Origin of the sequence: Ensifer adhaerens (genome assembly GCF_000697965.2) — a bacterium.
In the GTDB taxonomy this organism is placed as follows: Bacteria; Pseudomonadota; Alphaproteobacteria; order Rhizobiales; family Rhizobiaceae; genus Ensifer; species Ensifer adhaerens.
The window spans coordinates 2,079,852-2,105,132 of record NZ_CP015880.1; the positions used below are offsets into that span (position 1 = coordinate 2,079,852).

27 protein-coding genes are annotated in these 25,281 nt (G+C 64.3%); 12 read left to right on the plus strand and 15 right to left on the minus strand.

What is annotated here, in order from left to right; all coding sequences use genetic code 11:
• Positions 1–116 precede the first annotated feature (116 nt).
• Together FA04_RS10030 and FA04_RS10035 are read right to left on the minus strand one after the other, a co-directional pair.
• Positions 117–887: a siderophore-interacting protein gene (locus FA04_RS10030; RefSeq protein ID WP_034792990.1), complete on the minus strand. Its 771-nt coding sequence runs from the start codon at positions 885–887 to the stop codon at positions 117–119.
• A gap of 271 nt (positions 888–1,158) precedes the next feature.
• Positions 1,159–2,388 (minus strand): aminotransferase-like domain-containing protein, encoded by a 1,230-nt coding sequence (locus FA04_RS10035; protein ID WP_034792987.1) that lies wholly within the window; start codon positions 2,386–2,388, stop codon positions 1,159–1,161.
• A gap of 497 nt (positions 2,389–2,885) precedes the next feature.
• Between FA04_RS10035 and FA04_RS10040 the strand changes: the two genes are divergently transcribed.
• Positions 2,886–3,335, plus strand: a complete 450-nt coding sequence (locus FA04_RS10040; RefSeq protein ID WP_034792986.1) for a hypothetical protein — start codon at positions 2,886–2,888, stop codon at positions 3,333–3,335.
• Positions 3,336–3,458: 123 nt separating this feature from the next.
• Here the strand turns inward: FA04_RS10040 and FA04_RS10045 are convergent, their stop codons facing one another.
• Positions 3,459–4,121: a LysE family translocator gene (locus FA04_RS10045; protein ID WP_034792983.1), complete on the minus strand. Its 663-nt coding sequence runs from the start codon at positions 4,119–4,121 to the stop codon at positions 3,459–3,461.
• A gap of 239 nt (positions 4,122–4,360) precedes the next feature.
• On the opposite strand from FA04_RS10045, the gene FA04_RS10050 reads away from it, so the two are divergent.
• Together FA04_RS10050 and FA04_RS10055 are read left to right on the plus strand one after the other, a co-directional pair.
• Positions 4,361–4,960 (plus strand): class I SAM-dependent methyltransferase, encoded by a 600-nt coding sequence (locus FA04_RS10050; protein WP_034792981.1) that lies wholly within the window; start codon positions 4,361–4,363, stop codon positions 4,958–4,960.
• Positions 4,961–5,549: 589 nt separating this feature from the next.
• A complete protein-coding gene (locus tag FA04_RS10055; protein ID WP_082936528.1) occupies positions 5,550–7,070 on the plus strand; it encodes an arylsulfatase B in 1,521 nt (506 codons plus the stop codon).
• Positions 7,071–7,103: 33 nt separating this feature from the next.
• On the opposite strand, the gene FA04_RS10060 is transcribed toward FA04_RS10055, so the two are convergent.
• The 12 genes from FA04_RS10060 to pdxR all read right to left on the minus strand — a co-directional run bounded on the left by FA04_RS10060 (position 7,104) and on the right by pdxR (position 18,879).
• Positions 7,104–7,397, minus strand: a complete 294-nt coding sequence (locus tag FA04_RS10060) for a hypothetical protein (RefSeq protein WP_226020593.1) — start codon at positions 7,395–7,397, stop codon at positions 7,104–7,106.
• Between the two features lie 170 nt (positions 7,398–7,567).
• Positions 7,568–8,275, minus strand: a complete 708-nt coding sequence (locus tag FA04_RS10065) for a L,D-transpeptidase (RefSeq protein ID WP_051659263.1) — start codon at positions 8,273–8,275, stop codon at positions 7,568–7,570.
• Positions 8,272–9,186 (minus strand): ABC transporter substrate-binding protein, encoded by a 915-nt coding sequence (locus FA04_RS10070; RefSeq protein ID WP_034793684.1) that lies wholly within the window; start codon positions 9,184–9,186, stop codon positions 8,272–8,274. The genes FA04_RS10065 and FA04_RS10070 overlap by 4 nt, the downstream gene beginning before the upstream one ends.
• A 543-nt stretch (positions 9,187–9,729) precedes the next feature.
• Positions 9,730–11,463: a methyl-accepting chemotaxis protein gene (locus tag FA04_RS10075; protein ID WP_034792979.1), complete on the minus strand. Its 1,734-nt coding sequence runs from the start codon at positions 11,461–11,463 to the stop codon at positions 9,730–9,732.
• 118 nt (positions 11,464–11,581) lie between these two features.
• Positions 11,582–12,097 (minus strand): metal-dependent hydrolase, encoded by a 516-nt coding sequence (locus FA04_RS10080; RefSeq protein WP_034793683.1) that lies wholly within the window; start codon positions 12,095–12,097, stop codon positions 11,582–11,584.
• A 130-nt stretch (positions 12,098–12,227) separates the two neighbouring features.
• Positions 12,228–12,443 (minus strand): hypothetical protein, encoded by a 216-nt coding sequence (locus FA04_RS10085; RefSeq protein ID WP_034792977.1) that lies wholly within the window; start codon positions 12,441–12,443, stop codon positions 12,228–12,230.
• Positions 12,444–12,582: 139 nt separating this feature from the next.
• Complete coding sequence (gene ubiA, locus FA04_RS10090) at positions 12,583–13,497, minus strand: 4-hydroxybenzoate octaprenyltransferase (RefSeq protein ID WP_034793682.1); 915 nt, start codon at positions 13,495–13,497, stop codon at positions 12,583–12,585.
• A 405-nt stretch (positions 13,498–13,902) separates the two neighbouring features.
• On the minus strand, positions 13,903–14,565 hold the full coding sequence (locus FA04_RS10095) for a peroxiredoxin (protein WP_034793680.1): 663 nt from the start codon (positions 14,563–14,565) through the stop codon (positions 13,903–13,905).
• Positions 14,566–14,925: 360 nt separating this feature from the next.
• On the minus strand, positions 14,926–15,483 hold the full coding sequence (locus FA04_RS10100) for a DsbA family protein (RefSeq protein ID WP_034792975.1): 558 nt from the start codon (positions 15,481–15,483) through the stop codon (positions 14,926–14,928).
• A gap of 115 nt (positions 15,484–15,598) precedes the next feature.
• Positions 15,599–16,588: a threo-3-hydroxy-L-aspartate ammonia-lyase gene (locus FA04_RS10105; protein WP_034792973.1), complete on the minus strand. Its 990-nt coding sequence runs from the start codon at positions 16,586–16,588 to the stop codon at positions 15,599–15,601.
• Positions 16,589–16,651: 63 nt separating this feature from the next.
• Positions 16,652–17,239: a hypothetical protein gene (locus FA04_RS10110; protein WP_051659262.1), complete on the minus strand. Its 588-nt coding sequence runs from the start codon at positions 17,237–17,239 to the stop codon at positions 16,652–16,654.
• A gap of 128 nt (positions 17,240–17,367) precedes the next feature.
• Positions 17,368–18,879: a MocR-like pyridoxine biosynthesis transcription factor PdxR gene (gene pdxR, locus FA04_RS10115; protein ID WP_051659291.1), complete on the minus strand. Its 1,512-nt coding sequence runs from the start codon at positions 18,877–18,879 to the stop codon at positions 17,368–17,370.
• Between the two features lie 93 nt (positions 18,880–18,972).
• Between pdxR and FA04_RS10120 the strand changes: the two genes are divergently transcribed.
• From FA04_RS10120 to FA04_RS35115, 9 genes are all read left to right on the plus strand, one after another.
• Positions 18,973–19,596, plus strand: coding sequence for an FMN-binding negative transcriptional regulator (locus FA04_RS10120; RefSeq protein WP_034792971.1), 624 nt, complete (start codon positions 18,973–18,975; stop codon positions 19,594–19,596).
• A gap of 131 nt (positions 19,597–19,727) precedes the next feature.
• Positions 19,728–20,360: a LysE family translocator gene (locus FA04_RS10125; protein WP_034792969.1), complete on the plus strand. Its 633-nt coding sequence runs from the start codon at positions 19,728–19,730 to the stop codon at positions 20,358–20,360.
• Positions 20,361–20,499: 139 nt separating this feature from the next.
• On the plus strand, positions 20,500–22,086 hold the full coding sequence (locus tag FA04_RS10130) for an acetolactate synthase large subunit (protein WP_034792967.1): 1,587 nt from the start codon (positions 20,500–20,502) through the stop codon (positions 22,084–22,086).
• Positions 22,087–22,370: 284 nt separating this feature from the next.
• Positions 22,371–22,607: a helix-turn-helix domain-containing protein gene (locus FA04_RS10135; protein ID WP_034792964.1), complete on the plus strand. Its 237-nt coding sequence runs from the start codon at positions 22,371–22,373 to the stop codon at positions 22,605–22,607.
• Positions 22,608–23,153: 546 nt separating this feature from the next.
• Positions 23,154–23,363, plus strand: coding sequence for a cold-shock protein (locus tag FA04_RS10140; RefSeq protein ID WP_034792962.1), 210 nt, complete (start codon positions 23,154–23,156; stop codon positions 23,361–23,363).
• A 126-nt stretch (positions 23,364–23,489) separates the two neighbouring features.
• Complete coding sequence (locus tag FA04_RS10145) at positions 23,490–23,765, plus strand: hypothetical protein (RefSeq protein WP_034792960.1); 276 nt, start codon at positions 23,490–23,492, stop codon at positions 23,763–23,765.
• 47 nt (positions 23,766–23,812) lie between these two features.
• Entirely contained in the window at positions 23,813–24,049 is a 237-nt protein-coding gene (gene rpsU / locus FA04_RS10150) for a 30S ribosomal protein S21 (RefSeq protein WP_034792958.1), read from the plus strand.
• 43 nt (positions 24,050–24,092) lie between these two features.
• A complete protein-coding gene (locus tag FA04_RS10155; protein WP_034792918.1) occupies positions 24,093–24,314 on the plus strand; it encodes a hypothetical protein in 222 nt (73 codons plus the stop codon).
• Between the two features lie 180 nt (positions 24,315–24,494).
• The gene (locus FA04_RS35115) at positions 24,495–24,878 is read left to right on the plus strand and encodes a hypothetical protein (RefSeq protein WP_060516030.1); all 384 of its coding nucleotides are present in this window, start codon (positions 24,495–24,497) and stop codon (positions 24,876–24,878) included.
• The last annotated feature ends 403 nt before the right edge of the window (positions 24,879–25,281 follow it).

Genomic DNA, 25,281 nt, shown 5'->3' on the forward strand with positions numbered 1-25,281 from the left:
CCCCTCAAGAGAGGCGCGCCTGAGGTAACCGCAGCAGGGCCTGCGCGGATCTTTTGATCCGCCGGCCGAGCGTTCCCGTCGTGATGCCCGAGCAAAGGCACCGGAAAGCGTGATGTCTATTCGAACTTCTCGGTGCTGTCGGCCTTGCCCTTCACCCAGTAGCCGGAAGCTTTTAGCCAGCTGAGCGGCAAGCCGCGCTCCTCGACGAGATGGGTGCGGATCGCCCGGGTGACTGCGGCTTCGGCCGCGATCCAGACGAAGGTGCCGGGCTCGAGCGCCACTTGACGCACGACGGCAAGCAGCGCTGACGGATCGTGCGCTTGATCGAGCGGGCGATAGGCCCAATGGGTGGTGAGCGCCGCCTTGGTGCGGAACTTCTGCCGCTCGTCCAGCCCGGTGACGGCGGCGACACTGGTGATCTGATGCCCCGCCGGCGTCTCCTCGATCCGCCGCCCGATCGCCGGCAGCGCCGTCTCGTCGCCGATCAGCAGCCATCGCGTGAAATCTCCAGACACGACCGCCGAACCGCGCGGCCCGCCGATCTCGAGCTTGTCGCCCACGGAGGCCGCCATTGCCCAGGCGGTCACGGGGCCTGCCTCGTGCAACGCGAAATCGAGCGCCAGAACGCGCGCGTCGGTGTCGTAGCGCCGTGGCGTATAGTCCCGGCGCTCTTCGGTGCCGTTTGCGCCGGGCACGAAGATCTTGATGTGGTCATCCGCCCCGAGGCTGACGAAGTCGGCGAGATCCTCACCGGAAAGCGTGATCCGGAGCATGCCCGGCGTCACCCGCTCGATGCCGGAAACGACGAGCGAGCGGCGCTTCAGCTCATGGCGAACACGCTCGATGCGCGGCGTCGGGAGATGGGAATAGTTGGGAGAATTGTCCATTTGCATCCTTTGGAGGGCCTCGAAAAGCTCGATCCGCAGGACACAGTCGCGCAGATCGAAGCCGCTTCTGGCCGTTCGATCATACGCGTTGAGTGACGTTAACGCTTACGTGGCCGGGGGTGGCCCGGTCATGTCACGTTCTAACTATCGGAAGGCCCCGCTTCGATCAATGCGTCATCTTGACTAAAGCACGAAGGTTTTACCAGCCAAAAGAAAAACGCGCCCACAGGAGCAAGCGCGTTTCTCAAAATGAAGAAGGTCTGACGAAGCCTTAAGCCGCCAGAGCCGCAACTTCGCCACGGATGAGGTCGCCGAGCCGGCGGATGCCCTCGTCGATCATCTGATCGTTGGCGCAGGAGAAGGAAACGCGCAGGGTGTTTTCGCCCGAGCCATCGGCAAAGAAGGCGCGACCGGGAACGAAGGCGACCTTGGCGGTCTCGATCGATTTTGCAAGCAGTGCGGCGCCGTCCATGCCCTTTGGCAGCGTCACCCAGACGAACATGCCGCCTTCCGGCTTCGTCCAGGACACGCCCTCGGGCATGTACTTTTCAAGCGCTGCGAGCATGGCGTTGCGGCGCTGCTTGTAGACCCGGTGGATCTTCGCCACCTGCTCATCGAAGCCGCGCTCGGCAACGGTGCAGATCGCCATCTGGTTGATTGTCGAGGAATGCAGATCGGCTGCCTGCTTCAAGAGCACGAGCTTGCGGATCACCTTTTCCGAGGCGCAGACCCAGCCGACGCGAAGGCCGGGAGCGAGCGTCTTCGAGAACGAGCCGCAATAGATCGTGCGGGTGTTGTTGATGTCGCCCTTCTTGGCGATTTCGAGCGCCAGGATCGGCGGCACCGGCTCGCCGTCATAGCGCAGCGACTGGTAGGCCGCGTCTTCGATGACGGCAATGTCGAGCTCTTCGGCAAGCGTCAGCACGCGCTCGCGGCCGGCCCGGTCGACGGTCTCGCCGGTCGGGTTGGCGAAGTCGGCCGAGAGATAGGCAAACTTGACGCGGCCGCCCGCCTCGCCCGCCGCCTGACGGTAGGCTTCCGGCGTGCGGTTGCCGTTGGGGTTCAGCTGGTCGTAGGTCGGCTCATAGGCGTTGAAGGCCTGCAGCGCGCCGAGATAGGTCGGCCAGGTGACAAGTGCGGTATCATTCGGCGACAGGAACAGCTTGCCGAGATAGTCGAGGCCCTGCTGCGAACCGGACGTGATGAAGATGTTGTCGGCGCCGGCGGGAATGCCGAGATCGGCCATCTGCTTGGCAAGCCATTCGCGCAGCGGCTTGTAGCCTTCGCTGACCGAATACTGCAGTGCGGCACTCACGGCCGGGCCGGAAAAGATCTCCGCATAGGCGTCCTTGAATTCCGCATCCGGAAACAGCGCGGGATCGGGAATGCCGCCGGCAAACGAAATGATGTCGGGGCGATCGAGCAGCTTCAACAGTTCGCGGATTTCCGAAGCGCGCATCCGGTTCGAGCGCGTCGCGAAGATATGTTCCCAATCCAGCATGGGGTGTTTCCTCAGAGATTATAAGCGGAAAGCGGTTCTCCGCTTCCTCCCGCGTCATTCTAGAGCGCCGTGCGTTCGTTTGAACGCACAAAGCACGCTCTGGTTTTTTGTTTAGAGCATCTTTCCGCTTCGGGCGATCCCCCTGGAAGGAAGGATGCTCTGGACGGTGATGCGACAGGACCATGACGACCAATTTATGTCAATATTATTGACCTAATTCCGTGCGCTTTTCGGGCCTTTGGGGCTCCGCGCACGTTACGTCCAGGACCTGACGTTACGTCAGCTTGAGCCGAATGCCACGCGCCATGAGGTAAAGCAAGCCATCTGCTCAACCGCTACGCTCGCGCCGCTTGGCCCCAATCGCACAGACGCCCGTCGTCCGCTTGTCCTTGCGCCGGCAGCGGCACCCGGCGCCTGATAACCCAAAGTGGCAAATTGCCGGAGAAGGAGGCGAAGCGTAAAATTTCTCCCCTCAATTCGACCGGAGGGACTAGGCCATGAGCAGACTGTTTATCCTGTCGGCTGGCGCCGCCCTGGCGCTGGCACAAGCGGCGCCGGCGGCACCCGCAGCGCCGGAGACGCGACCCCTCAAGATCGCCAAGGAGTGCAGCCAGTTCACCGGCGACACCCCGAGCTTCTGCACCATTACGGAATCGAACCTCGAAGCGATCCCGGCTGGCAGCAAAATCCTCTACTATGGACCGGTGGTCGCCAATCCCCTCTTCTCCAGCAGCACCGCCGTCATCGCTGTCGGAAACGGCGACTCGGCGCTCGGATACTGCGTCGTCTACGATACGGCCAAGCCGCCGTTCGGCACCTGTGCGTTCCACGCCGGCAGCGGCACGCTCGCTGGCTTCCAGGCGATCGTGAAGGTCACGGTTGACGACAAGCAGATCTGGCACTGGGACGGAGACTACGTGCTCGGCACGACCCAGGCGGCCAAGTGAGACGGTAGGCATTGCCGGCTCCACACCCGGCCAATCGAGACGACGCGGCAGAAGACCTAGGCACTCTGCCATCAAGCAACGTCTTTCAAGTGCTGTCCCCGCCCAGCGGGGACAAGCGCCGCCTTACGTTTTGACCGCCGGCGCGCTGGCGTTGTCTGCAAACAGGAGCCGGAAGCCGAGCCCCAGCATGACGGCGCCGGTAAAACGCTGCTGCCAGACGAGCAGCCGCGGAAAACGATAAAGCGCCTGCCCGACCGTTCCCGAAGCAAGCGCTACCGAACCGAGCGAAAGGATGCCGGCAAGCTTCTGCACGGTGCCGAGCACGGCAAGCTGCAGCCAAACGGGGCCGGCGGTCGGGTCCACGAACTGCGGCAGGAAGGCGAACATGAAGAGCAGCGACTTCGGGTTCGTCAGGCTGTTGATCGTTCCCTCGCGGACCGCGCGCCAGTCGGACACCTCGGTCGCCGCCAGCCGCTTGCTTTCGGCCGCATCGCCGAAACTCGACCAGACCATGCGCGCGCCGAGATAGAGCATGTAGGCTGCCCCCACCCACTGCAGAAGCATGAGCCCGGCGGGATAGGCCTTCAGCAGCGAGGCGACGCCGAGGACCAGCAGGCCTACCTGCACGACGCCGGCGACGAAGATCATGCCGACCACCGTCAGCAGCGCCACCCGGCGCCCCTGCCCGATCCCGCGGGCGAGCACCAGCATCATGTCCGGACCGGGCGTGATCTCCAGAACGAAGAGTGCAGCAACGAAGGTCAGGAGAATGGGGAGATCGGCCATCGAAGGTTCCGGCTGAGGACAACTGCCACATGCTTATCCGGAAGCGTCAGGCCTGTCGACCAGCCCGCTTTAACCGCAGCATGCCGATATTTTTTGCTCCGCCTGCCGCCATCTTCGTCTAGTCTGCTCTCGGGCTTCGAACGGAGAAAAACGATCCATGGCGAAACGCTGACGGAACGGATTTCGCAGCCCAAGGCAATCGCCCTTCCCACGCCGGCGCCAACGCCCAGAAAGCATCGATGACAAAACCCGACGACGACACCCTCGCCTTCTATCGCGACAACGCCGCCACCTATGCGGCGCGCGAACGCAAGCCGCCGGCAACCCGTCTCGCGGCCTTCATGGCCCGTCTCGCCCCCGGCGCCTCGGTGCTCGATCTCGGCTGCGGCGGCGGGCATGACAGCCTTGTTCTGCTGGACCATGGCTTCGACGTCAGCGCCTGCGACGGTTCGGCGGAACTGGCGCGGGAAGCCGAAGTGCGCATCGGCCGCAAGGTCGAGGTCATCACGTTTCAGGAGATCGTTTGGGAAGGACGGTTCGACGGCATCTGGGCCGAGGCCTCGCTTCTGCATGTGCCGCGCACGGAGCTTGCCGACGTGCTCACACGCATTCGCCGGACGCTGAAGCCGGGCGGTCTTCTGCAGGCGAGTTTCAAGGCCGGCGAGACGGAAGGCCACGACCGCTTCGGCCGCTACTTCAACTACCCCTCAGCCGAATGGCTGCGCGCCTGCTTCGAAGACGCCGGCTGGCCCGAGCCTGACATCAGCGAGGCCGATGGAAGCGGTTATGACGGCGAACCAACCCGCTGGTTGCATGTCTCGGCAAGGCGCACGGCTTGAGCCGGTTCAGCGCTACGACCGTAAAGCCATGCAGATCGAAGTGCACGACGCCACGTGTTGTCGCGGTTCAGCGACGGCAAGCTTGAAGCGCCCGCGCCATTGGAACCCCTCCGGGTCGTCCACGGATCCCGTTTTGCTTCCCCGCGCCCTCAGGCCTCGCGGCTGAAGTAACTCAGGATCAGAAGCGTGCAGATCGCCGCAACGATCAAGGCGTCGAAAAGTGCAAAGTGCTCGAAGAACGAGAGCATGGCATGTCCTCCTTCCAACTAAACCTATGAGAGCACATATTTTCCAAACTTGGAAGAAGTCCTGGAAAATATACTGACCAAACAACGCAATTCGCCCGAATAATATTTGCACTGCAGCATTATTTATTTGCACTGCACAAAGCTTAATTCCATGAAAATTATCGTTGACAGTGCCGCGACAGCTCAACGATACAGCCGTCGATAGGCCGTCAACGACGCGCCATTTCCCCCCTTTGCCACCACGACAATGTTAATTGACGGCGCTACCGGAAGGTGCAGATATTAGAAAAATCGAATAGAAGATCCGCTGTCCGGTCGGGTCGCATTTCCAGGGGGTGCGCATGTCTGAACTGCAAGCGAACAACGCCCGTGCAAACGCATGCGGCGGCAAGACGGCTGAGGCGGATCCGGAAGCCGGCCTGACCCGGCGCGACATTCTCATGAGCAGTGCGGCGATCGCCGTTGCCGCCGGGCTGCCGGCGAGCCTTGCGGCTCTTGCCCCGAATGCGGCGCAAGCAGCCGGCGCGACGGCGCCGAACATCGTCTACATCATCGCTGACGATCTCGGCTGGGGCGGTGTCGGCTTCCGCGGCTCGGACATCAGCACACCCAATCTCGACAGGCTGGCGGCGACCGGCGTAACCTTCGACCAGTTCTACACCCAGCCGATGTGCACGCCGACGCGCGCAGCCTTCCTCACCGGCCGCTACCCGCTGCGCTATGGCCTGCAGACGGGCGTGATCCCCTCGCCCGGTACCTACGGTCTGGCGCTCGACGAATACCTGCTTTCCCAGGTCATGAAGGATGCCGGGTACAGAACCGCGCTGGTCGGCAAGTGGCATCTCGGCCATGCCAAGCCGGAATATTGGCCCAAGCAGCGCGGCTTCGACACCTTCTATGGCGCGCTGGTCGGCGAGATCGACCACTTCAAGCACGCCTCCCATGGGGTGAAGGACTGGTACCGTGGCAACAGGCCGCTCGAGGAGACCGGCTTCGACAACACGCTGATCGGCGACGAGGCAGCCCGGGTGGTCGAAAGCCACGATCCCGCAAGCCCACTCTTCCTCTATCTCGCCTTCACGGCGCCGCACACGCCCTTCCAGGCGCCCGATGACTATCTCGAGCGCTACAAGCACATCGCCGACAAGAACCGCCGTGCCTATGCGGCGATGATCTCCGTGCTCGACGACGGTATCGGCAAGCTGCTGGCGTCGCTCGAAAAGCGCGGCATGCGCGACAACACGATGATCGTCTTTCACAGCGACAATGGCGGTGTGACGAGTTCGCTCTTTGCCGGCGACAGCAAGGTGAGCGGCGAACTCCCGGCCGACAACGGCCCCTATCGCGACGGCAAGGGCACGCTCTACGAGGGCGGCACCCGCGTGGTCGCGCTTGCCAACTGGCCGAAGAAGATCAAGCCCGGCAAGGTCGCAGGCATGGTCCATGTGGTCGACATGTATCCGACGCTGGCAGCGATCGTCGGCGCGACGCTCGACAAGAACCAGCCGCTCGACGGCATCAACCTCTGGCCCTCTTTGAGCGAGGGCAAGCCGACGCCGCGCACCGAGGTTGTCTACAACGTCGACCCCATGGGCGGCGCCGTGCGCCGGGACAACTGGAAGCTCGTCTGGAAGGCGACGCTGCCGCAAAAGGTCGAACTCTTCGATCTTGGCGTCGACCCGTCCGAGGCACACGATGTTTCGGCCGATTACGCCGACCGCGTGCGCGACTTCCAGGACTGGATCACCAGCCTTGCGGTCGAGATGGACCAGCCGCTGCTGCTGATGGACGCGGCGCGCCTGACCTTCTACGCAGCGCCCGTCGTTGCCGATCCTTCGACGCTGTTCAATATTGGTGATTGACGGCCGGCAGCATGGCCGCGGCCGGGTTGTCTGCTAGACCGGCGTGACCGACTTCACGCTGCCGGCGGTGTCGACGATGCAGGTGAACTTGCGGCCGGCGGCGTCGAGGTCGACGCTGTAGGAGGCGGCATCGAGCGCCCGCGAACTGGTCGGCAAGACCTTGGCGCTGTCGACCTGGGCAGCACCGGCGGCCGCATGGGCACACAGAAGCTGCAGATCAGCCGGCGCCGTCTGCAGGCTGGTGCGCGCCATATCCTCGGGCTTGGGCGCGGACTGGCAACCGCTGATCGCGGCCGTGGCCGCCAGCGCCAGAACAAGGCCTTTCATACGCAATATCCCCTCGCTCACCACGTATCCTCCCCTTCGCATCTTCTGTCCCTGTTTCTTCGCGCGATCGACCACCCGTGTCCCCGGCGGCCGATCGGTTCTTTCCTGGCGCCCGCAAGGTGCCTGCGCCGACGCGCCGCTCTCAAGCGACCCGTCTTGCCTATACTGCCTCAAACGCCCTTGTAGAGCGCTGCCCCCTGCATCAGCACGATCACCTTGGCGCCGATCTCGATGCGCGAATGCAGGTCGATGACGTCGTCATTGTTCATGCGGATGCAGCCGGAGGAAACGTCGAGCCCGATCGTCCAGGGCTCCACCGTGCCGTGGATGCGGTAGATCGTGTCCTGGTCGCCCTCGTAGAGATAGAGCGCGCGGGCGCCGAGCGGATTGTCCGGCCCGCCGGGCATGCCGGCCGCCCATTTCGCCGCATTCGGGTCGCGCGCCACCATCTCGGCCGGCGGCGTCCAGGTCGGCCATTCGGCCGTGCGCCCGACGCGCACGATGCCGGCCCAGCCGAAGCCCTCCCGCCCGACGCCGATGCCGTAGCGGATCGCCTGGCCGCCGGGTTGCACCAGGTAGAGGAAGTGCTGGTTGCCGTCGATGATGATCGTGCCCGGCTGTTCCGCCGTTCGGAAGGTCACCACCTGGCGGCGGAACGCCTCTGGCAGCTGATTGTTGCGGGCGAAATACTGCCGCGCTTTCTTCTTGTCGTAGTTCACCCATTTCTTGGTGCGGGCGTCGTAGATCTGGGTCTGCGCCCAGGCGGCGAGCGGCCCGAGCGTAAGGGCGGCGGCAAGCACCGCGACACCGAGCCTGCGCCGCGTCCACAGGGGCCGGTCCGTGCCGGCAAGGCGATTGTCGTCAGAACGTCCGCTCATGGCTTGGCCCACCCGTCGATGCGCGCCGCATTGTCTTCGGCCCATTTCTTCGCGTAGTCGGCCGGCGCCTGCCGCTCGACCTCCAGCGCGTAGCTCATCTTCGTCACTTCCTCCGGCGAGAAATCCACCTTCTCCAGGAACTTCGCGACATCGGGGTGTTTCTTGCCGAAGGCAGTGGCATAGGCAATCTGGAAATGTGCCGCTTGCCAGGCGGTCGAGGCGCTGGATTTCGACACCCAGAGCGGGTCGCTCGGCGGCAAGATCTTCCACTTGGCGGCATCGTGCGGCGGCTCTTCGAGCCGTGCGATCGGGTGCAGCTCGAACACGTGATGCGGCGCGTAGCAGTAGAACACCATCGGCCTCTCGGTCGCGACGGCCGCATCGACGGCAGCCATCGCCACCTCCTCTTCCGCCTCGAACAGCGTCAGCGTCTTGTCGTAGCCGTAGCCGGCCGCCCGCGCCCGCTCGATGCCGGTCGAAAGCCAGGTGGCGGCGCCGATCCACATCTCGCCCTTGCCGTCGCCGTCGGTGTCGAGGACCTTGGTCTTTTCGGGGTCGCTGAGATCGGCGGCCGACTTGATCGTCTTGGCCGCTTCCGGCGTGGCGCAAAGGCCCTGCCAGGCCGGCACGCTGCGTTCGGTCAGCTGGCCGACCCCCTTTTCGGTCACGTATTTGCGCACGACGTCTTCGAAGTTCGGTCGCCAGACCTCAGGCTGAATGTCGACCGTGCCCGCCTCGAAACCGACGAAGGCATTGAGCGTGCCGAGCTCCTTGACCTCGGCATCGAGCCCGAATTTCTTGGCGATGCCCACTTTCAGGATATTGGCCGTCGCCTGGCCCGACGGCCAGTTCGGCATGGCGATCACCAGATCGGCGGCAGTGGCAGGCAGCGCCACGGATGCGGCCAGCATGGCAGCCAGCACCGCTGGCAGAAACCTCGACTTTTCCTTCACAATCCCCTCCGACCTCGAGCAATCGATGCGAATGACGTCGTGAATGCGTATGTCGTGCTCAAGCGACGCTGAAACGCGTCGCAACTCTGCAGGTTTCCCTTGATCGCGAGCCCCTGCAGCTCTTCAGAATGCCATGGCGACCTGGCGAGACGCACGGGCGCCGTTTGCGAATGCGAAGCTTATCAATGCCTTGGGCCTTTGGCCCTGCTCTTCCCGTGCCGTATCCGGCATCTTCGTTCGTTGGCCGGCAGGATGCATAGAACCGTGGGCTTCGTCAACGTATCAGCGATACCACACGTTGCACGAACACGTCTGCCGATCGTCTATCACGCGCCAATGCCACGGGAGACCTCGGAGACAGTGCGGTCACAATTTCGTTGCTGCGGTAGGGCTCTCCAACGCACGAAGGTTGCCTTGGAGGGGATGAGGCGGGCCGCACCCCCGGCCCGCCCGCCCGCGAACGGCAGGGCATGATCGCCCCGCACGTCCCGCTTTATTCCCTCAGGCGGCCCGCGCGTCGGTCGCGCGGCGACGGTCACCCATGCCGCCCGTTGCCGCTGCCGTGCCCGCCTCGCGCCGCTCGGCACGGCGGTTGAGCTGGAAGCGGTTGACCAGTTCCGTCAGCCGCTGCGCGCCTTCGGCCAGCCGGACGCTGACGTCGGCGGTGCGCTCCACCATGCCCGCATTCTTCTGCGTCATGACGTCGATGTCGTTGACCGCAGCGTTGATTTCGCCGAGGCCCGCCGTCTGCTCGGTCGCAGCCGTCGCGATCGCTGCGATCCGCGTGTCGATCGCCGCGACGAAGTCCTCGATTTCCTTCAGCGCGCTGCCGGTATCGCCGACGAGGCGCACGCCTTCGGCGACTTCGGCGACCGAATTCTGGATCAGCGCCTTGATCTCCTTGGCGGCCTTGGCCGAGCGCTGGGCGAGCTCGCGCACCTCCGAGGCAACGACCGCAAAGCCCTTGCCGGCATCGCCGGCGCGCGCCGCCTCGACCCCGGCGTTGAGCGCCAAAAGGTTGGTCTGGAAAGCGATCTCGTCGATCACGCCGATGATCTGGCTGATCTCCTCGGAGGCCGCCTTGATGCGTTGCATCGCCGTCACCGCATCGCGCACGACGCCGGAAGAGCTGTGCGCCGATTGCCGCGCATTCTGCACCAGTGCGCGGGTCTGCTGGGTATTCTCGGTCGAGGTGCGCACCGTCGCCGTCGCCTGTTCCAGCGCCGCCGAGGTCTGCTCCAGGGCTGCCGCCTGCTGGCGCGTGCGGTCGGCAAGATGCTCGGCGGCATCCTTCATCTCGTGGCTGTTGCTGTTGAGGTCGCGGGTCTGGCTGAGCACGGCCGACAGCGTTTCCTGGAACATGCCGATCGAGGTGTTGAAGTCGCGCCGAAGGATTTCGAGCTCGCCGACGAAGGGCTCGTCCAGCGTCATGCGGATGTTGCACTCGGCTAGGCGGCCGAGCCCGGCGCCGATCTCCTGGACCGCAAGCACGCGGTCGGAAACGTCGACGGCGAATTTCACCACCTTCGACACGCGACCGGCATCGTCGAGGATCGGATTGTAGGACGCCTGGATGAAGACCGTCTTGCCACCCTTGCCGATACGCTTGAACTGGTCGGTGACGAAGCGCCCGGCCGCAAGATCGCGCCAGAAGCCGGCATAGGCGGGCGAATGGACATCGTCCGGCTCGCAGAACATGGAATGGTGCCGGCCGACGATCTCGGGAAGCGCGTAGCCCATGGCCGAAAGGAAGTTTTCGTTGGCGGTGATGATCTCGCCCGAAGGCGTGAATTCGATGATCGCCTGGGCCCGCGACAGGGCGTCGATCTTGCCCTGATCGTCGGTGCTCTTTGCCTTCGACGCGGTGATGTCCGTCGCGAACTTCACCACCTTGTAGGGCTTGCGGCCGCGAAACACCGGATTGTAGGAGGCCTCGATCCAGATCTCCCGCCCGCCCTTGCCGATGCGCCGGTACTGCTGGCTGTCATATTCGCCGCGGGCAAGGCGTGCCCAGAAATCGGTATAGGCAGCGGACGCCGCCTCCTCCGGCTGCACGAACATGCGGTGATGCCGGCCGACAATCTCGTGGAGATCGTAACCCATCGCGCGGCAGAAATTCTCGTTGGCGGTCAGGATCGTGCCGGAAAGATCGAATTCGATGATCGCCTGCGACCGGTTGATCGCATCGAGCATGGCTTTGGCATCGGACGAAAAAAGAAACGGCAGGCCAGTCATGAGGGCGGGACCTATAGCTAACAAATCGAAAAGGGATACATGCGAATTGTAGCTATTCGTATGATAAATTTCTTAAGCGATTCTTTTCGCGCCCCCTAGAATTGCCCTGCTTTTGCTCTCATGCGGCCTCGGTCCCGATCGTGCGCCGCGCTCTCAAATCGTGCAAAGCGAAATGGCCGGCCAGCAGCCAGATCAAAACTTCGAGCGCAAAGGTCCAGTGCAAGAGGAAGTTCAGGTACCAGGGTTTGTAGACCGCCTGCACATGCACAAGGTTCACCCTGAGATCCACAAAGGGAAAGAACCAGCGGATATCAGCCGCGACAGAATCCATCACCAGATGCAGGAGCACGCTCGAAAGCCCGACACCGACAAGGACGAGCTGTTTGCGCCGCCCGGTGGCGATGAGAACAAGCGCAACCGTCGCCGCCAGCACCAGCCAGAAGATCGGCGTGTGCACCCAGTAGTCGTGATGCGGCGTGCGGCGCTGGTCGATCAGGTAGAAATAGGCGAGATCGAAATCCGGCAGGACGGAACAGACAAGCCCGACACCGAAGATGGCGCGGGCCTGCGACGGGCTGCGGCGCGCAAACGGGCGGCACAGCAGATACCCGGCCGGCAGATGTGCAATGAACAAGCAGGTTTCCTCCCGAAGCGCGGCGATACCCGCGCCCAACGGGCGCAGTCTTTACGCGAACTCCGGAGGATTTGCAACCAAACTTGTCGCTTTGATGGCTTCCACCCACAGGCATCGCTGCCAGCGGACGTTACCAGTTGCCCGGATCTGCCGTGTGGTCGACGCTCGCGAATTCGTCCGCCTTGTCGCGCTCGAGCGTCAGCCTGGTAATGTTCTTCGCCTCGTCGGTGACGGCGTAGGAAAGCGGCGCCGGCTCGCGGGTCAGATACTGGTACATCAAAAGGGCCGCCTCCTCGGCGCTATCGGCCTCGAATTCCTTGGCGACGCTGACGAAGAACCTTTGCATGGCCTGCCCCTGCCCGTTTGACTGCGCTGAACGCCTGGATATGACATCTGGATATGACATGGAGCGCTCGCGCCGGGCGTCAATGCGTCGCCCGCCTGTCGGCCGTATTCCAGGCGGCAGGCCGGACGTTCGGCGTCCCTCAAAAACTTCCGGCGAGAGCGGCGGCAGCCAGCAGCCCGCCGGTCAGGATATTCGCCAGAAACAGTCGATAGCTGATTTCGGGGCGATCGAGGTCGAAACGCCGGGCCTGCCACGCGAGATGGGCCGCGATCACCACCATGCCGATGGCATACAGGCTCGACATGCCGAGCATCCAGCCGCCAACAGACCAGGCGGCCAGCGTCAGGCCGTAGAACAGGGCGATACAGGCCTTGCCGCGAGAGCCGAACAGGATCGCCGTCGACTTGAGACCGAGACGCGTGTCGTCTCGCACATCGACATAGGCGTAGGCCGTATCATAGCCGATCTGCCACGCAACGGCGCCGGCCCACATCAGCACAGCGCCCGCCGGAACATGTCCGGCAACCTGCGACCAGGCCATCAGCATGCCCCAGTTGAAGGCAGCGCCCAAGACCGCTTGCGGCCAATGGGTGAACCTCTTGCAGAAGGGGTAGAGGAACACGAGCGGCACGACGCACACCGCAAGCACACGGGTCGCGGGGCTCAGGAAGACAAGGAGCGAAGCGGCGAGCGCAAGTTGCGCAATCAGGAAGACAACGGCCCGGGACATGCCGATCTCACCATTTGCAAGCGGACGAAACCGCGTGCGCTCGACATGCCCGTCGAAATTGCGGTCGGCCATGTCATTGATGGTGGAGCCGGCACTGCGCATCAGAAATGCGCCGAGCGTGAACACCAGAATATCCCGAATCTCGGGAAGGCCATGCGCCGCCTGGAAAAGCGCCGCCCAACAGGGAAAGAGCGTCAGCCAGATACCGACCGGCCTGTCGAGCCGCGCAAGACGGGTATAGGGCCGCACCGCCCGCGGCAACCGGCGATCCACCCAGTCGCCGCGGTGAATGTCTGTCAGGTCGGGGCGGCTTGCTGCGGTCATGAGGCGGGTCATCCAGTCAGCGTGCGGCGCGCTCCGGCGGCGGCCGCAAACAGCGGCACTATAGGCGCGGGCGTGCTCAGATAAAGGAGGGATTCTGTCGCAGAGGAAGCAGGCTTCCGGCGCGGGGTTCGCCGCTCCGGCAACCATGGGTCGTGGGAATGGAAGCTAAACGGCCTCTCCGCCGCCCCCCAGAGGCGGGGAAAAGGAACCGCGGAAAGCACGCCAACGTCCCTTCTCCCCGCATGCGGGGAGAAGGCGCCGGCAGGCGGGTGAGGGTCAGCTCCCTCACCGCGAGATGAGGGGCAGCCCCCTCGTCACGGAATGCGGATAAACCCTCACCACCAGCAACGAAGGACGAACCCGTACGCGGGCGCTTCCGCGCCCTGGCGAAATGTCAGCCCCGCCTCAGCCCTTCGGCTGCGGCACGATGCGGATATAGGGCTTCGGCGCGCGCCAGCCCTCCGGATAGACCTTGCGGGCATCCTCATCCGTGACGGAGCCGGCGATGATCACGTCGTCGCCCTGCTGCCAGTTCACCGGCGTTGCCACCTTGTGCTTGGCCGTCAGCTGCAGCGAGTCGATGACACGCAGCACCTCGTCGAAGTTGCGGCCTGTCGTCATCGGATAGATGAGGATCAGCTTGATCTTCTTGTCCGGGCCGACGACGAAGACGTTGCGCACCGTCTGGTTGTCAGCGGGCGTACGCTTGGTCGGATCGCCGGAAACCGGCGCCGGCAGCATGCCGTAGAGCTTCGAGACGGTGTAGTCGACATCGGCGATCATCGGGAAGTTCGGCGCATGGCCCTGTGTCTCCTCGATATCGGCGGCCCAGCCGGCATGGCGGTCGAGCGGATCGACCGAAAGGCCGATGATCTTGACGCCGCGCCGGTCGAATTCCGGCTTGATGCGCGCCATGTAGCCGAGCTCGGTGGTGCAGACGGGCGTAAAGTCCTTCGGGTGCGAAAACAGCACCGCCCAGGAGTCGCCGATCCAGTCGTGAAACCGGATCGTGCCGTCGGTTGTCCCGACCTCGAAGTCCGGTGCGAGGTCATTGATTGCAAGCGTCACGATACCCTCCAGTTGTGTATGCACCGCGCCCATCCGGAGCGGTGGCAGCGCTTAGATTTTTGGCAACGCGGCGTCCGAAAAGGCGCTCAAAAAGCCCGCTGTATTCCTCTGGCTTTTTCCAACATGTGTTTTCCGACGGAAATCGGCCGGAGAGAAATCCTTTAGAAAAACAAAATATTACAGTGGCCTCCGCCCTGTCATTCAGACGCTTGGCGCCGTCGCGCGAGGCTCAGTGTGCCACTTTTGCCGGTTAAGGCAACTGGAAAGACGGGCGTCGCCAACGGCCCGGTCGAGCCCCGGGAAAATGCCCGCAACGGGGGCCCGGCCGCTGCCCGCCGGAAGCGTCCCTTGCAACCTTCGTCAGGCGAGCAACTTCGCCGCCCAGGCCGAAACATCATCGCCGCTGCTCACGTCCGGCCGCACGATCCCGTCGATCATGAAGGTCGGGGAGACGTGGATGCCGTTCTGGCGGGCGTACCGGCAATGCCATTTGATCTCCCGATCGAGATCGGGGATCGCAAAGGCCGCCTTCAGTTGCACGCCGCTATAACCTTCCAGTCGCTCGATGATCGTGTTGGGGGTCACGTCCATGTTGGGCCCGCCGGCGTGGTGGGTGAACTCGAACTCCTCCCGATGCGCAGCGACGGCCGCGATGACGGTCTTTGCGGTCTCCTTGCCGCCCGCCAGCGTCGAGGCCGCAAGAATACAGCGAACGACGACGCCGGAATACATGTGCCAGGGCTGCGACTGCAGCCGGATCTTGATGGTGATCCTGTCCGCGCCGGCGCGGGCGAGAAGGGCATCGAGCTTGCCGAATGCCTTGGCCGAGTAAGGATCCGTCGGTTCCAGAAAGACCTCGAAGAGGTGCGGACCGGTGCCCCAGGTGAGTGGATCGGCGTGCCAAGGTGCGTCTGTCATGTGATGTCCCCTTCTTCAAGCCGCCTGATCTGTTCGATGAACGTCGAGAGCCATGCGCCCGGTCTGCAAGGCTTCGACGAAATGGCGGGCACCAGGACGGCGGTCCGGGTAAAGTTCACGTCGCCTGCAGCAGCGCGCCGTAGGTCGCCAGATCGACATTGCCGCCGCTCAGGACGATGCCGACGCGCTTGCCGGCGCAGGCAAGCACCCCCTCGAGCACGGCGGCCGCCGCAAGGCAGCCGGTCGGCTCGACCACGATCTTCATGCGCTCGCCGAAGAAACGCATGGTTTCGACCAGCTGTGCGTCGCTCACCGTGACGATGTCGGCGACCGCGCGCTGGATGATCGGAAAATTGTGGGCGCCGATGCTGGGGGTGAGCGCGCCGTCGGCGATCGACTTCGGGATGGCGATTTCGACGATCCGGCCCTGGCGCAGCGACTGCTGGCCGTCATTGCCGGCCTCGGGCTCGACGCCGACGATGGTCGCGCCGGGCGAGCGCTCCCTGGCGGCGAGCGCGGTGCCGCCAAGCAGCCCGCCGCCGCCGAGCGGCGTGACGATCAGGTCGAGCTCACCCACCTCCTCGATCAGCTCAAGAATTGCCGTCCCCTGGCCCGCGATCACGTCCGCATGGTCGAAGGGAGGGATCAGCACAGCGCCGCGCTCGGCCGCCAACCGGGCGCTGATGGCCGAGCGGTCTTCCTTGTAGCGGTCGTAGAACACGACGTCGGCGCCATAGCCGCGCGTTGCCGCCACCTTCATGTCGGGCGCATCGGCGGGCATGACGATCGTCGCTGCGACGCCCTGCAGGCGCGCGGCATAGGCGATCGCCTGGGCATGATTGCCGGAGGAAAAGGCGACGACGCCCTGCCTCGATCCCTTTTCCCTGAGCGCGGCGATGGCGTTATAGGCGCCGCGGAACTTGAAGGCGCCGCCGCGCTGGAAGTTTTCCGCCTTGAAGAACAGCCGGGCGCCGGTGGCGGCATCGGCCGTGCGCGAGGTCAGGACCGGCGTTCGGTGCGCGATCCCGGCGATCCGGTTTCGGGCCATCTGCACGTCGTCGAATGTCGGAATGCGCAATGCCTCGTCCGCCGCTGAAACTGCCATCGAGTCTCTCCCCTGAGCCTGCTTTCCGGAGGCTAGTAAAGACCGCCATGCAAGGCAAGGACGTCAGCCGTGTCCCCCATTTTTGGACACCTGCCCATCTTGGGGCGGGACCGTGCGGTAATGGTCGACGGCGAAGCTGAAGAGCACCTTGAGCATGAAGAGGCCTGAGACCGCCATCATCGCCGGCGTCAGACCGGGCAGAAGCGGCAGGCCGGCAAGGCCAATCGCAGTGAGCAGCCCGCCGACGAAGGTCTGCGCCTCCCGCCCCGCCAGCCGGTTGACGAGCGCGGCCGCTGCGATCGTATAGGCCAAGACGACAACCGCGGCCGCGATCCCGCTGCCAAGAAGCAGCGCGACGAGGACGATGTGGAAATGGATGGCGATGAATATCCAGCGGTTGCGCGGCCGGGCTGCGTAGAAATCATTGGTCGACGGCGTGAAATTGGCGACGCAGCCGGCGGCGATGTCGAGCACGAGAACAAGCGCCAGCGCCGCCCGCCACCAGGCAAGATCGGCAAGCATCGACCCCGTAGACAGCGCAAAGACGACGGCAACGCCGGCTCCGAACAGGAGTATGGCGGCGAGATAGGCGAGTGGTTGCTCTTCACCGAAAACGTCGTGCAGGTGGGGATGGATGCGAAGAGATCTCATGGAGGTCGCCTGGGCAAACGCGGAATGGCCGCCACTATGAAGGGACGTTGGCCGGGCGCAAGCGGCTAACCGTAACGTGCCGCCGGGATGCCCAGCCGCGCACGGGCTCCGCTCCGCCCGCTCCCGACCTAAGACGGCTTCGCCTCCGCCTTCTCGTCGCCCCAGGACCGCAACACCTGCGCAAGTGCTGCCACGCCCTTGCCGATCTCGGCCGCCTCGAGGCTCGCATAGCCCATGACGATGCCGGCCCGGTCCGGCCGGTGGCCGGCATCACCTGCCGCATAGAGGGGCGAAACCGGATAGAGGCCGACGCCAGCCGCCCGCGCTCGCGCGATCAGCGCGTCTTCCTGCGCCTTTTCCAACTGCTCGAACCAGACGACCACATGCAGGCCGGCATCGGCGCCGGATATGGTCACCGCGTCGCCGAGCTCCGCCTTGAGCGCCGTCAGCAGGGCCTCCCGCCGGCGGCCATTGTTGCGCCGGCTGCGGCGGATGTGGCGCTCATAGGCGCCGCTTGCAATCATCGCCGCCAGTGCTTCCTGCTCGAGGCTTGGCGAATGGCGGTCGATCAGTTGTTTGGCGGCGGCAAAGGCCGGGACAAGCGGCGGCGGCACGACGAGATAGCCGAGCCGGAGCATCGGCGACAGGCTCTTGGAAATCGTGCCGAGATAAAGCACGTTTTCCGCCTGTCCCATGGTCTGGAGCGGCGGGATCGGCCGGATGTCGTATCGATATTCGCCGTCGTAATCATCTTCGAGCACATAGGCCCCGGTTCGCCTGGACCAGGCCAGAAGCTCCTGCCGCCGCCGGGCCGAAAGCACGCTGCCGAGCGGGAACTGATGCGAGGGCGTGACATAGGCGAGCCTGGCATCCTCCAATTGTTCGAGGATGTCGGTCCTCAGCCCTTCCGCGTCGACCGCGAGGGGAACCACCGCGGCGCCGGCGGCGGCAAAGACCCGGCGCGCCATCACATAGCCCGGATCCTCCATCGCCACCCGGTCGCCAGCATCGACGAGCACGCGCGCCGCAAGGTCCAGCCCCTGCTGCGAGCCGTTGACGACGACGATCTGATCCGGATCGCAACTGAGCCCCCGCGCGCGCCAGAGATAGGCCTGCAGGGCCATGCGCAGGGCAGACGAACCGGCGGGGTGATCATAGGCAAGCCGCGGCCTTCGCCGGCGGAGCGCCGCGTTGACCGACTGCCGCCACGCCTCCTCCGGAAAATCCGCGGCCGACAGGTCGCCGTAACGAAAGTCGGCAATCAGCCGAGCAGAAACCGGCGGCATCCAGATCGGCCCGTCGCAAAGGGCAGCCCCCAGGCGTGACAGGCGAACCGCCGCCGCACCCTTGTCCCGATGCTTCTGGCTCGCTGGGCGCCCGGGCGCGGCCACCGAGCCGGGACCCTGCCAGGCCGCAAGCAACGCAACCCGCGAGCGCGCGCCCTGCCGGCTTTCCAGATACCCCTCGGACAGAAGCTGCTCATAGGCGGCCGTCACCGTCGTGCGCGAAACGCCAAGCTCGGCGGCGAGCGCCCGCGTCGACGGCAGCAGCGCCTCGGCGCCATAGGTGCCGTCAAGGACCTGTGCCTTCAGCGCCTCATAGATCCGCCGGGCGGTCCCGACCGTCGCCTCTTCTTTCATCGTCACAAACTGGCCCACGTATTTATACGGAAACTGGATATTCTTGGCCGTCCAGTTTGCCTCTATGACGGGACGAGCACAAGGAGCGAGATCATGTACACACCGCCTGCCTTCAAGGAAGAAACGCTGAGCGTGTTGCACGACATCATCGAGGCGGCTTCGCTTTCGACCCTCGTCACCGCCACGGCCGATGGGCTGCTTGCGAGCCCGCTGCCGCTGCTGCTTGATCGCAACGAGGGGCCGAACGGCACGCTCTACGGCCACGTCGCCCGCGCCAACCCGCAAGGAACGACACCGGTCATCGGCGCGGCTATGGCGACCTTCATGGGGCCGGACGCCTATGTCACGCCCTCCTGGTATGCCTCCAAGCGCGAACACGGCAAGGTCGTGCCGACCTGGAACTATGTCGCCGTGCACGCCTATGGCGCGGCCGAATTCTTCACCGACGAGGACCGGCTGCTCGACATCGTCACGCGGCTGACCAACCGGCATGAGGCCGGACGAGCCGAGCCCTGGCAGGTCAGCGACGCGCCCGCCGCCTTCGTCAAGGCGCAGCTTCGCGGCATCATCGGCCTCAGGCTGCCGATCGAGCGTCTCGACGGCAAGCGCAAGATGAGCCAGAACCGCAGTGCCGAGGACCGCACCGGCGTCGCGGCAGGGCTTGCCGCCAGCGCCCGCCGCGAGGATCGCCTCGTCGCTGAGGAAATACCGGTCTGACCACGGACGAACGGACCGCCGGCGGCTGACCCGCCGGCCCGAGCACTTGTGATTTTCCTTCAACTTTCCCGCGCAAGCCCTTACAACGACTCCCGCAAGAGGCCACGCAGCAGCAGACGAGGTATAACCGCATGCCATCGCTCGACATTCTCCTCACCTTCTTCGTCACCACGGCGATCTTCGCCTATATCCCGGGCCCGGCCATGCTCTACGCCGCCGCGCAAACCGTGGCCCGCGGCCGCTCTGCCGGAATGATGGCCTCGCTTGGCATTCATCTCGGCTGTTACGTGCACGTCATTGCCGCGGCTGCCGGCCTTTCGATGCTGTTCCATGCGGTGCCGACGCTGTATCTGGCAGTGAAGCTTGCAGGGGCCGCCTATCTCGTCTGGCTCGGCTTCACGCTGATGCGTACCAAGGCGACGGGCGACGGCAGCCTGCCCCTGACCGAGGCGAAATCGGCACGCCGCGCCTTCTTCGAGAGCATCACTGTCGAAGTACTGAACCCGAAGACCGCGATCTTCTTCGTCGCCTTCCTGCCGCAGTTCACCGATGCGTCTGCCGCCTTCCCGATCTGGGTGCAGTTCCTGCTGCTCGGCGCCCTCGCCAATCTGATGTTCTCCTCGGCCGATATCGTCTGCGTGTTCCTCGCCGGCGCCGTCGTCTCACGGATGCGCCGCTCCGGCAGGGCGCAGCGCCTGATGCAGCGCGCCGGCGGCACAGTGCTGATCGGGCTTGGCGCCCACCTCGCCTGGCAGCGGACCTGATGCCCGTCCGTTGAGCCGGCGCAGCGCCAGCCGATTGGCGCTGGCCGACTGGTGCTGCGCCGGGTGGCTCGCCATGCCCCGGTTGCACCGGCGCAAGTTGCCGCTATCATGCCCTTGAGGGCCATCGAGGGATACGCGCATGGGAGAAGGCGGCCAGGGAATTCGCACCACCGGCGCGGATGTGCTTGTCGATACGCTGCTTGCAAACGGCGTCGACGTCTGCTTCGCCAATCCCGGCACCTCGGAAATGCACTTCGTCGCGGCACTCGACCGCAAGCCGGAACTGCGCTGCATCCTCGGCCTCAGCGAAGGCCTCGTGACCGGCGCCGCCGATGGCTATGCGCGCATGACCGGGCGCCCGGCAGCGACCCTTCTGCACACCGGCCCTGGCCTTTCCAACGGCCTTGCCAACCTGCACAACGCCCGCCGCGCCCGGGCGGCTGTCGTCAACATCGTTGGCGACCACGCCTCCCATCACCTCCCGCTCGACGCACCGCTGACGACCGACATCGAGAGCTTGGCCGCGCCGATGTCGAACTGGGTCCGGCGCGTGAAGGATCCGGCTGATGTCGGTCCCACCGTTGCCGCCGCCGTTCAGGCCGCGCTGACGCCGCCGGGTGTCGCCACCATGATCCTGCCCGCCGACGCCGCCTGGGGAACGCTTGCCCTTGCCACCGCGCCACAAAAGGCGCCCATCGAAGCGCCGCGGCCGGCCAGCGCCGAGACGGTGCGCGAGGTAGCCCGCCTGATACGTTCGAATCCTCAAGGGATCGCCATGGTCGTCAGCGGCGCTGCGGCGCAGGCCGATGGCCTGGCCGTCGCCGGGCGGATCGCGGCTGCGTGCGGCATCCAGCTTTTCAACGAGGTTCTGGTCGCCCACACCCAGCGCGGCCGCGGACGGGTCGCGCCGGCGCGCATCCCCTACCCGATCGACATGGCGCTCGCCACGCTCAAGGACGTCCGCGTTCTCATCCTTGTCGGCGCGCCCGAGCCGGTCGCCTTCTTCGCCTATCCCGGCATGCCGGGCCGGCTGGTGCCGGAGGGCTGCACGGTCGCAACCCTTGCCCGCCATGGCGAAGACCTGAAGGCGACACTGGAGGCGCTTGGTGACGAACTCGGCGTCAGCCCGACCGGGCCGCTGCCAACGGCAGGCACCCCCACCGACACCGGCGAGCCCTCGGGCCCGCTCACCGAAGACGCGATCGCCGTCATCGTCGCGCACAAGGTGCCGGAGGACGCAATCGTCTGCGACGAAGGGGTCACCTCGGCGCGGCGCTTCTTTGCCCTGTCCGCCTTCTCCGCACCGCACGACCTCATCATGCAAACCGGCGGCGCGATCGGCGACGGTATCCCGCTTGCGACCGGCGCGGCCATCGCCTGCCCCGATCGGAAAGTGATCTGCCTGCAGGCCGACGGCAGCGCAATGTACAACATTCAAGGCTTGTGGACCCAGGCGCGCGAAAACCTCGACATCGTCACCGTCATCTTCTCCAACCGCACCTATGCCATCCTGCATGCCGAGATGCGCAATGTCGGCGTCGGGGAGATCGGCACCAATGCGCGGCAGATGCTGAACCTCGACAACCCCGCGCTCGACTGGGTGTCGCTTGCCCGCGGCCTTGGCGTCGAAGCTGCCGTTGCCACTTCCTGCGAGGCCTTCGCCGCGCTCTTTTCCGCAGCGCTGTCGCGGCGCGGACCGTTCCTGATCGAGGCGCGCCTGGCGTGAGTTTCGGCGCCGTTTTCGCAGTCCTTGGGACGGCGATTGGCGAGCAGCCGCGGTACCCCAGATCGCCTGGAAAAGGACCGTCCAGCACCCGATAATCACAGGGTAAGATATTGATATAAATATGATTTTTACAAAGATTCGGGCGCAAACTTGCGCCTGCGGACTTCTCGCTTATATTAGCGACGCCCTAGGTTCGCACTCATCTGCCTTGAGTCGCATTTCAGTTTTGGGCCCCCTTCAACCGGCAGCGTTCTTTGCCGGTGGACCAACGAAGGAGACACTTCATGTCCTTTAAGAAAGACCTAACCAAGGCTCCAGGCGCATCTCTGTCCCGCGTCAAAATCGGAGCCGCCATCAAGCGTTCGCGTGAAACCGCCGGTTATTCGGTTGACGATCTGTCGGTCACGACAGGCCTGACGGAAATTGAAATATCCAAGATCGAGCTCGGCGCCGATACCGATCCCGCCAAGCTGCAGCGCATCGCCGCCGCACTGCAGGTCTCGCCGCAGACCTTCACCTGAAAAGCGGGGGCGGTGCGCGACAGATACGCGTACCGCCGCCTGACCTCCCCTGCCACCGCTGGCCGGCGTGTTTGCTTTACCCCGTAGCCGATTAAAGGACAAAAGCATGCAGGATTTCAAAGTTCTGCAGCGACCTTCGCCCTTCTGACAAGACGCCCGGCGCTGTCGGGCGCGATGCGGAAGGCCAAGCCAGACTTCTCCCGACAGCAATCACACAAATGCACCGCCTCCAAAGCGGTCGCGCTGTCGGCTGACCCATGCGCCATATTCAGTCTCCATTGGCAGGGACCGAGCGTTCAATAGAAAGAAAAATAGCGGCACGAAAACCCGCATTTTCAGGCCTTTGACAAGGCTTATACAAGGACGGGAAAATAGATAATTTAATATTTTCATTGAGTTTCAAAAAGTATCGTCTATATATCAACTCATCGAATATTGCTTGTGACCTTTGACACAGCGCTTATGCGCGGCCAGATCTCCTCTCAAATATCGATCACCGCCAGAGAAATATTTTCTGGCAAACTCCACGATTGAAAGGAAATCGTCATGGCTTCGGGCACTGTAAAGTGGTTCAACAGCACCAAGGGCTTCGGCTTTATTCAACCGGATGACGGCAGCACCGACGTGTTTGTCCATATCTCCGCAGTAGAACGCGCTGGTCTGCGCTCGCTCGCCGACGGTCAGAAGGTGACCTTCGACGTCGTCGCCGACCGCAAGTCGGGCAAGAGCTCGGCCGACAATCTGCGCGCCGAATAATTTGTCATTCGCCCTTCTCTGACCACGGATGTACTGGCAGGAAAGGCTTGAATGACGGGAAGAGGTCGGGGAACAACCCGGCCTTTTTGCATCTTTGGCCCCTTCACTTCCGATATGGAGCTCGTCATGAGCCGCACGGCCTGCGAGATCGGCGACAGGGTCAAACTGAGGGCATCCGCCACACAGTCGGCCTTGGTCAGCCCCTTCGGCGTCATCGTCGGCCTTTTGCCCACGGAAGATCGCGGCGAGCCCCGCTTTCGCGTACGGGTCGACGGTGAGACATTTGAACGCTCGGTCCTTGCGACCGACATCGAACACGCCGAGACCGCCACACCGGACCCCGCTCAGGCGGAAGCTACCGGCCCCTGGCTCAAGAAACTGAGCGCCAAGCGCGGCAGATAGGCGCATGCGCCTCGCCCGCGCTGCAATCGACAACAGGAGAACATGTTTTGCAGGTACTCGTTAGAGACAACAACATCGACCAGGCTTTGCGCATTCTGAAGAAGAAGATGCAGCGCGAAGGGCTTTTCCGCGAGTTCAAGGCCCGCAGCAGCTATGAAAAGCCGTCGGAAAAGCGCGTGCGGGAAAAGGCGGAAGCCGTCCGACGCCAGCGCAAGCTGGCGCGCAAGAAGCTGCAGCGCGAAGGCCTGCTGCCCAGCCCCAAGAAGGCGGCGCGCACGCGCTGACCCCTCTGGGTCGGCAGCACCCGCCCGTTTCAGGAGACAGGTCATGACGCCCAACGCTAACGCAGCATTCAAGCCGGCCAAGACCTCCGCGAGCGACAAGGCGGCCGCAACCGATCATACGGCGAGAGCCATCGTTGCGGCTGAAAAGATCGCCCGCGACAAGAAGACCGAAAAGCTCAAGGCGCAACGCCTTGAGCGCGCCGCCGCCGAACCGGCCGCGGAGGTGTCCGCAAGCAAGCCGGCCCGGAAATCGCGCCGGTCCTGACTGACACAGAAAAACACACACCCTCCTGGCCGCCGGCAACGGGCGTCAACCCTGAGGTCATCCCAGCACGGTCCACCCGAGACGGAAAGACGCTCCGGGGGTAGAGTTCCTGGAAGCGCGCCTTGGGCGCTCGCACGCATGCGCCACGCAAACGACAGTTCCCATCAACAGGAGGGGCCTATGTCATCCGCAGAGCAGCATCCACTGATTCCCTCGGACCTTGCCATGCTCGACGGCGTGCTGCGGCGCGCGGGCTTTCACCAGCATGTCGACCTTGATGACCAGGAAAGCCTCCGTCTTGCCGCCGTCTTTCTGATCGGCAGGTTCCAGGCGGGCGTTATCACCGCCGATGCCCTGCTTTGCGAGCTTCAGGGCCGGAGCGGGCAGCGCACTCCGCGTCAGATTGAAACCGCAAATCTCGAACAGTGGGAGAACGATGGCGGCGCGCCGCAAAGGCGCAGCGCCGTTACCCGCTACACCGGCGCCCGACGCCTCCCCTGGCCGGAGGCCATGCCGCCCCGGGACCTGGCCTCGTTTGCTCGTAAAGGCCCCAAATCGGGATGAGGCTTGTGTGCTGGAACGCAAAAGGGTGCCGCCAAGGGGATCTTCCTTGTGCCGGACACTTTTGAGGCGCATGGTTTGACGATCGACACGGGCCGACTTGGCTTATCGCGGTGTGAGGGGCTCTCGAGCCGCCATATCCTCCTTTATCGACAGCAGCGCATGCGCGCGTTCGCGCCAAGGCGAGCCGCCGTCTGGCCAATTTCGCGGGCTGGGTAGCAATTGTCGTCACTGCCGAATTGCGGGCACCGCATTTCGCTCGAACGAACGGCGACGAGCCGCCGCTTACTCACGATTGGACGAACCCATGTTCCACACGCTGACACACAGACTTCGCCGATACGACTATACCCTGGCGGCAATCAAGGCGTCACTCGTCCTGTCCCTGCTCTTCGTCGCGTTCGTG

Excerpts from the sequence above, each read along its gene's own strand:
- FA04_RS10155 (WP_034792918.1), top strand. The coding sequence starts at position 24,093 with ATGACGCCCAACGCTAACGCAGCATTCAAGCCGGCCAAGACCTCCGCG.
- FA04_RS10145 (WP_034792960.1), top strand. The coding sequence starts at position 23,490 with ATGAGCCGCACGGCCTGCGAGATCGGCGACAGGGTCAAACTGAGGGCA.
- FA04_RS10070 (WP_034793684.1), bottom strand. The coding sequence starts at position 9,186 with ATGCTGGCCGCATCCGTGGCGCTGCCTGCCACTGCCGCCGATCTGGTG.
- FA04_RS10105 (WP_034792973.1), bottom strand. The coding sequence starts at position 16,588 with ATGGCAGTTTCAGCGGCGGACGAGGCATTGCGCATTCCGACATTCGAC.
- FA04_RS10130 (WP_034792967.1), top strand. The coding sequence starts at position 20,500 with ATGGGAGAAGGCGGCCAGGGAATTCGCACCACCGGCGCGGATGTGCTT.
- FA04_RS10125 (WP_034792969.1), top strand. The coding sequence starts at position 19,728 with ATGCCATCGCTCGACATTCTCCTCACCTTCTTCGTCACCACGGCGATC.
- FA04_RS10075 (WP_034792979.1), bottom strand. The coding sequence starts at position 11,463 with ATGACTGGCCTGCCGTTTCTTTTTTCGTCCGATGCCAAAGCCATGCTC.
- FA04_RS10120 (WP_034792971.1), top strand. The coding sequence starts at position 18,973 with ATGTACACACCGCCTGCCTTCAAGGAAGAAACGCTGAGCGTGTTGCAC.
- FA04_RS10135 (WP_034792964.1), top strand. The coding sequence starts at position 22,371 with ATGTCCTTTAAGAAAGACCTAACCAAGGCTCCAGGCGCATCTCTGTCC.
- FA04_RS10050 (WP_034792981.1), top strand. The coding sequence starts at position 4,361 with ATGACAAAACCCGACGACGACACCCTCGCCTTCTATCGCGACAACGCC.
- FA04_RS10140 (WP_034792962.1), top strand. The coding sequence starts at position 23,154 with ATGGCTTCGGGCACTGTAAAGTGGTTCAACAGCACCAAGGGCTTCGGC.
- FA04_RS10100 (WP_034792975.1), bottom strand. The coding sequence starts at position 15,483 with ATGACAGACGCACCTTGGCACGCCGATCCACTCACCTGGGGCACCGGT.
- ubiA (WP_034793682.1), bottom strand. The coding sequence starts at position 13,497 with ATGACCGCAGCAAGCCGCCCCGACCTGACAGACATTCACCGCGGCGAC.
- FA04_RS10085 (WP_034792977.1), bottom strand. The coding sequence starts at position 12,443 with ATGCAAAGGTTCTTCGTCAGCGTCGCCAAGGAATTCGAGGCCGATAGC.
- FA04_RS10055 (WP_082936528.1), top strand. The coding sequence starts at position 5,550 with ATGTCTGAACTGCAAGCGAACAACGCCCGTGCAAACGCATGCGGCGGC.
- FA04_RS10040 (WP_034792986.1), top strand. The coding sequence starts at position 2,886 with ATGAGCAGACTGTTTATCCTGTCGGCTGGCGCCGCCCTGGCGCTGGCA.
- FA04_RS10065 (WP_051659263.1), bottom strand. The coding sequence starts at position 8,275 with ATGAGCGGACGTTCTGACGACAATCGCCTTGCCGGCACGGACCGGCCC.
- FA04_RS10035 (WP_034792987.1), bottom strand. The coding sequence starts at position 2,388 with ATGCTGGATTGGGAACATATCTTCGCGACGCGCTCGAACCGGATGCGC.
- FA04_RS10060 (WP_226020593.1), bottom strand. The coding sequence starts at position 7,397 with ATGAAAGGCCTTGTTCTGGCGCTGGCGGCCACGGCCGCGATCAGCGGT.
- FA04_RS10045 (WP_034792983.1), bottom strand. The coding sequence starts at position 4,121 with ATGGCCGATCTCCCCATTCTCCTGACCTTCGTTGCTGCACTCTTCGTT.
- FA04_RS10110 (WP_051659262.1), bottom strand. The coding sequence starts at position 17,239 with ATGAGATCTCTTCGCATCCATCCCCACCTGCACGACGTTTTCGGTGAA.
- pdxR (WP_051659291.1), bottom strand. The coding sequence starts at position 18,879 with ATGAAAGAAGAGGCGACGGTCGGGACCGCCCGGCGGATCTATGAGGCG.
- FA04_RS10030 (WP_034792990.1), bottom strand. The coding sequence starts at position 887 with ATGGACAATTCTCCCAACTATTCCCATCTCCCGACGCCGCGCATCGAG.
- FA04_RS35115 (WP_060516030.1), top strand. The coding sequence starts at position 24,495 with ATGTCATCCGCAGAGCAGCATCCACTGATTCCCTCGGACCTTGCCATG.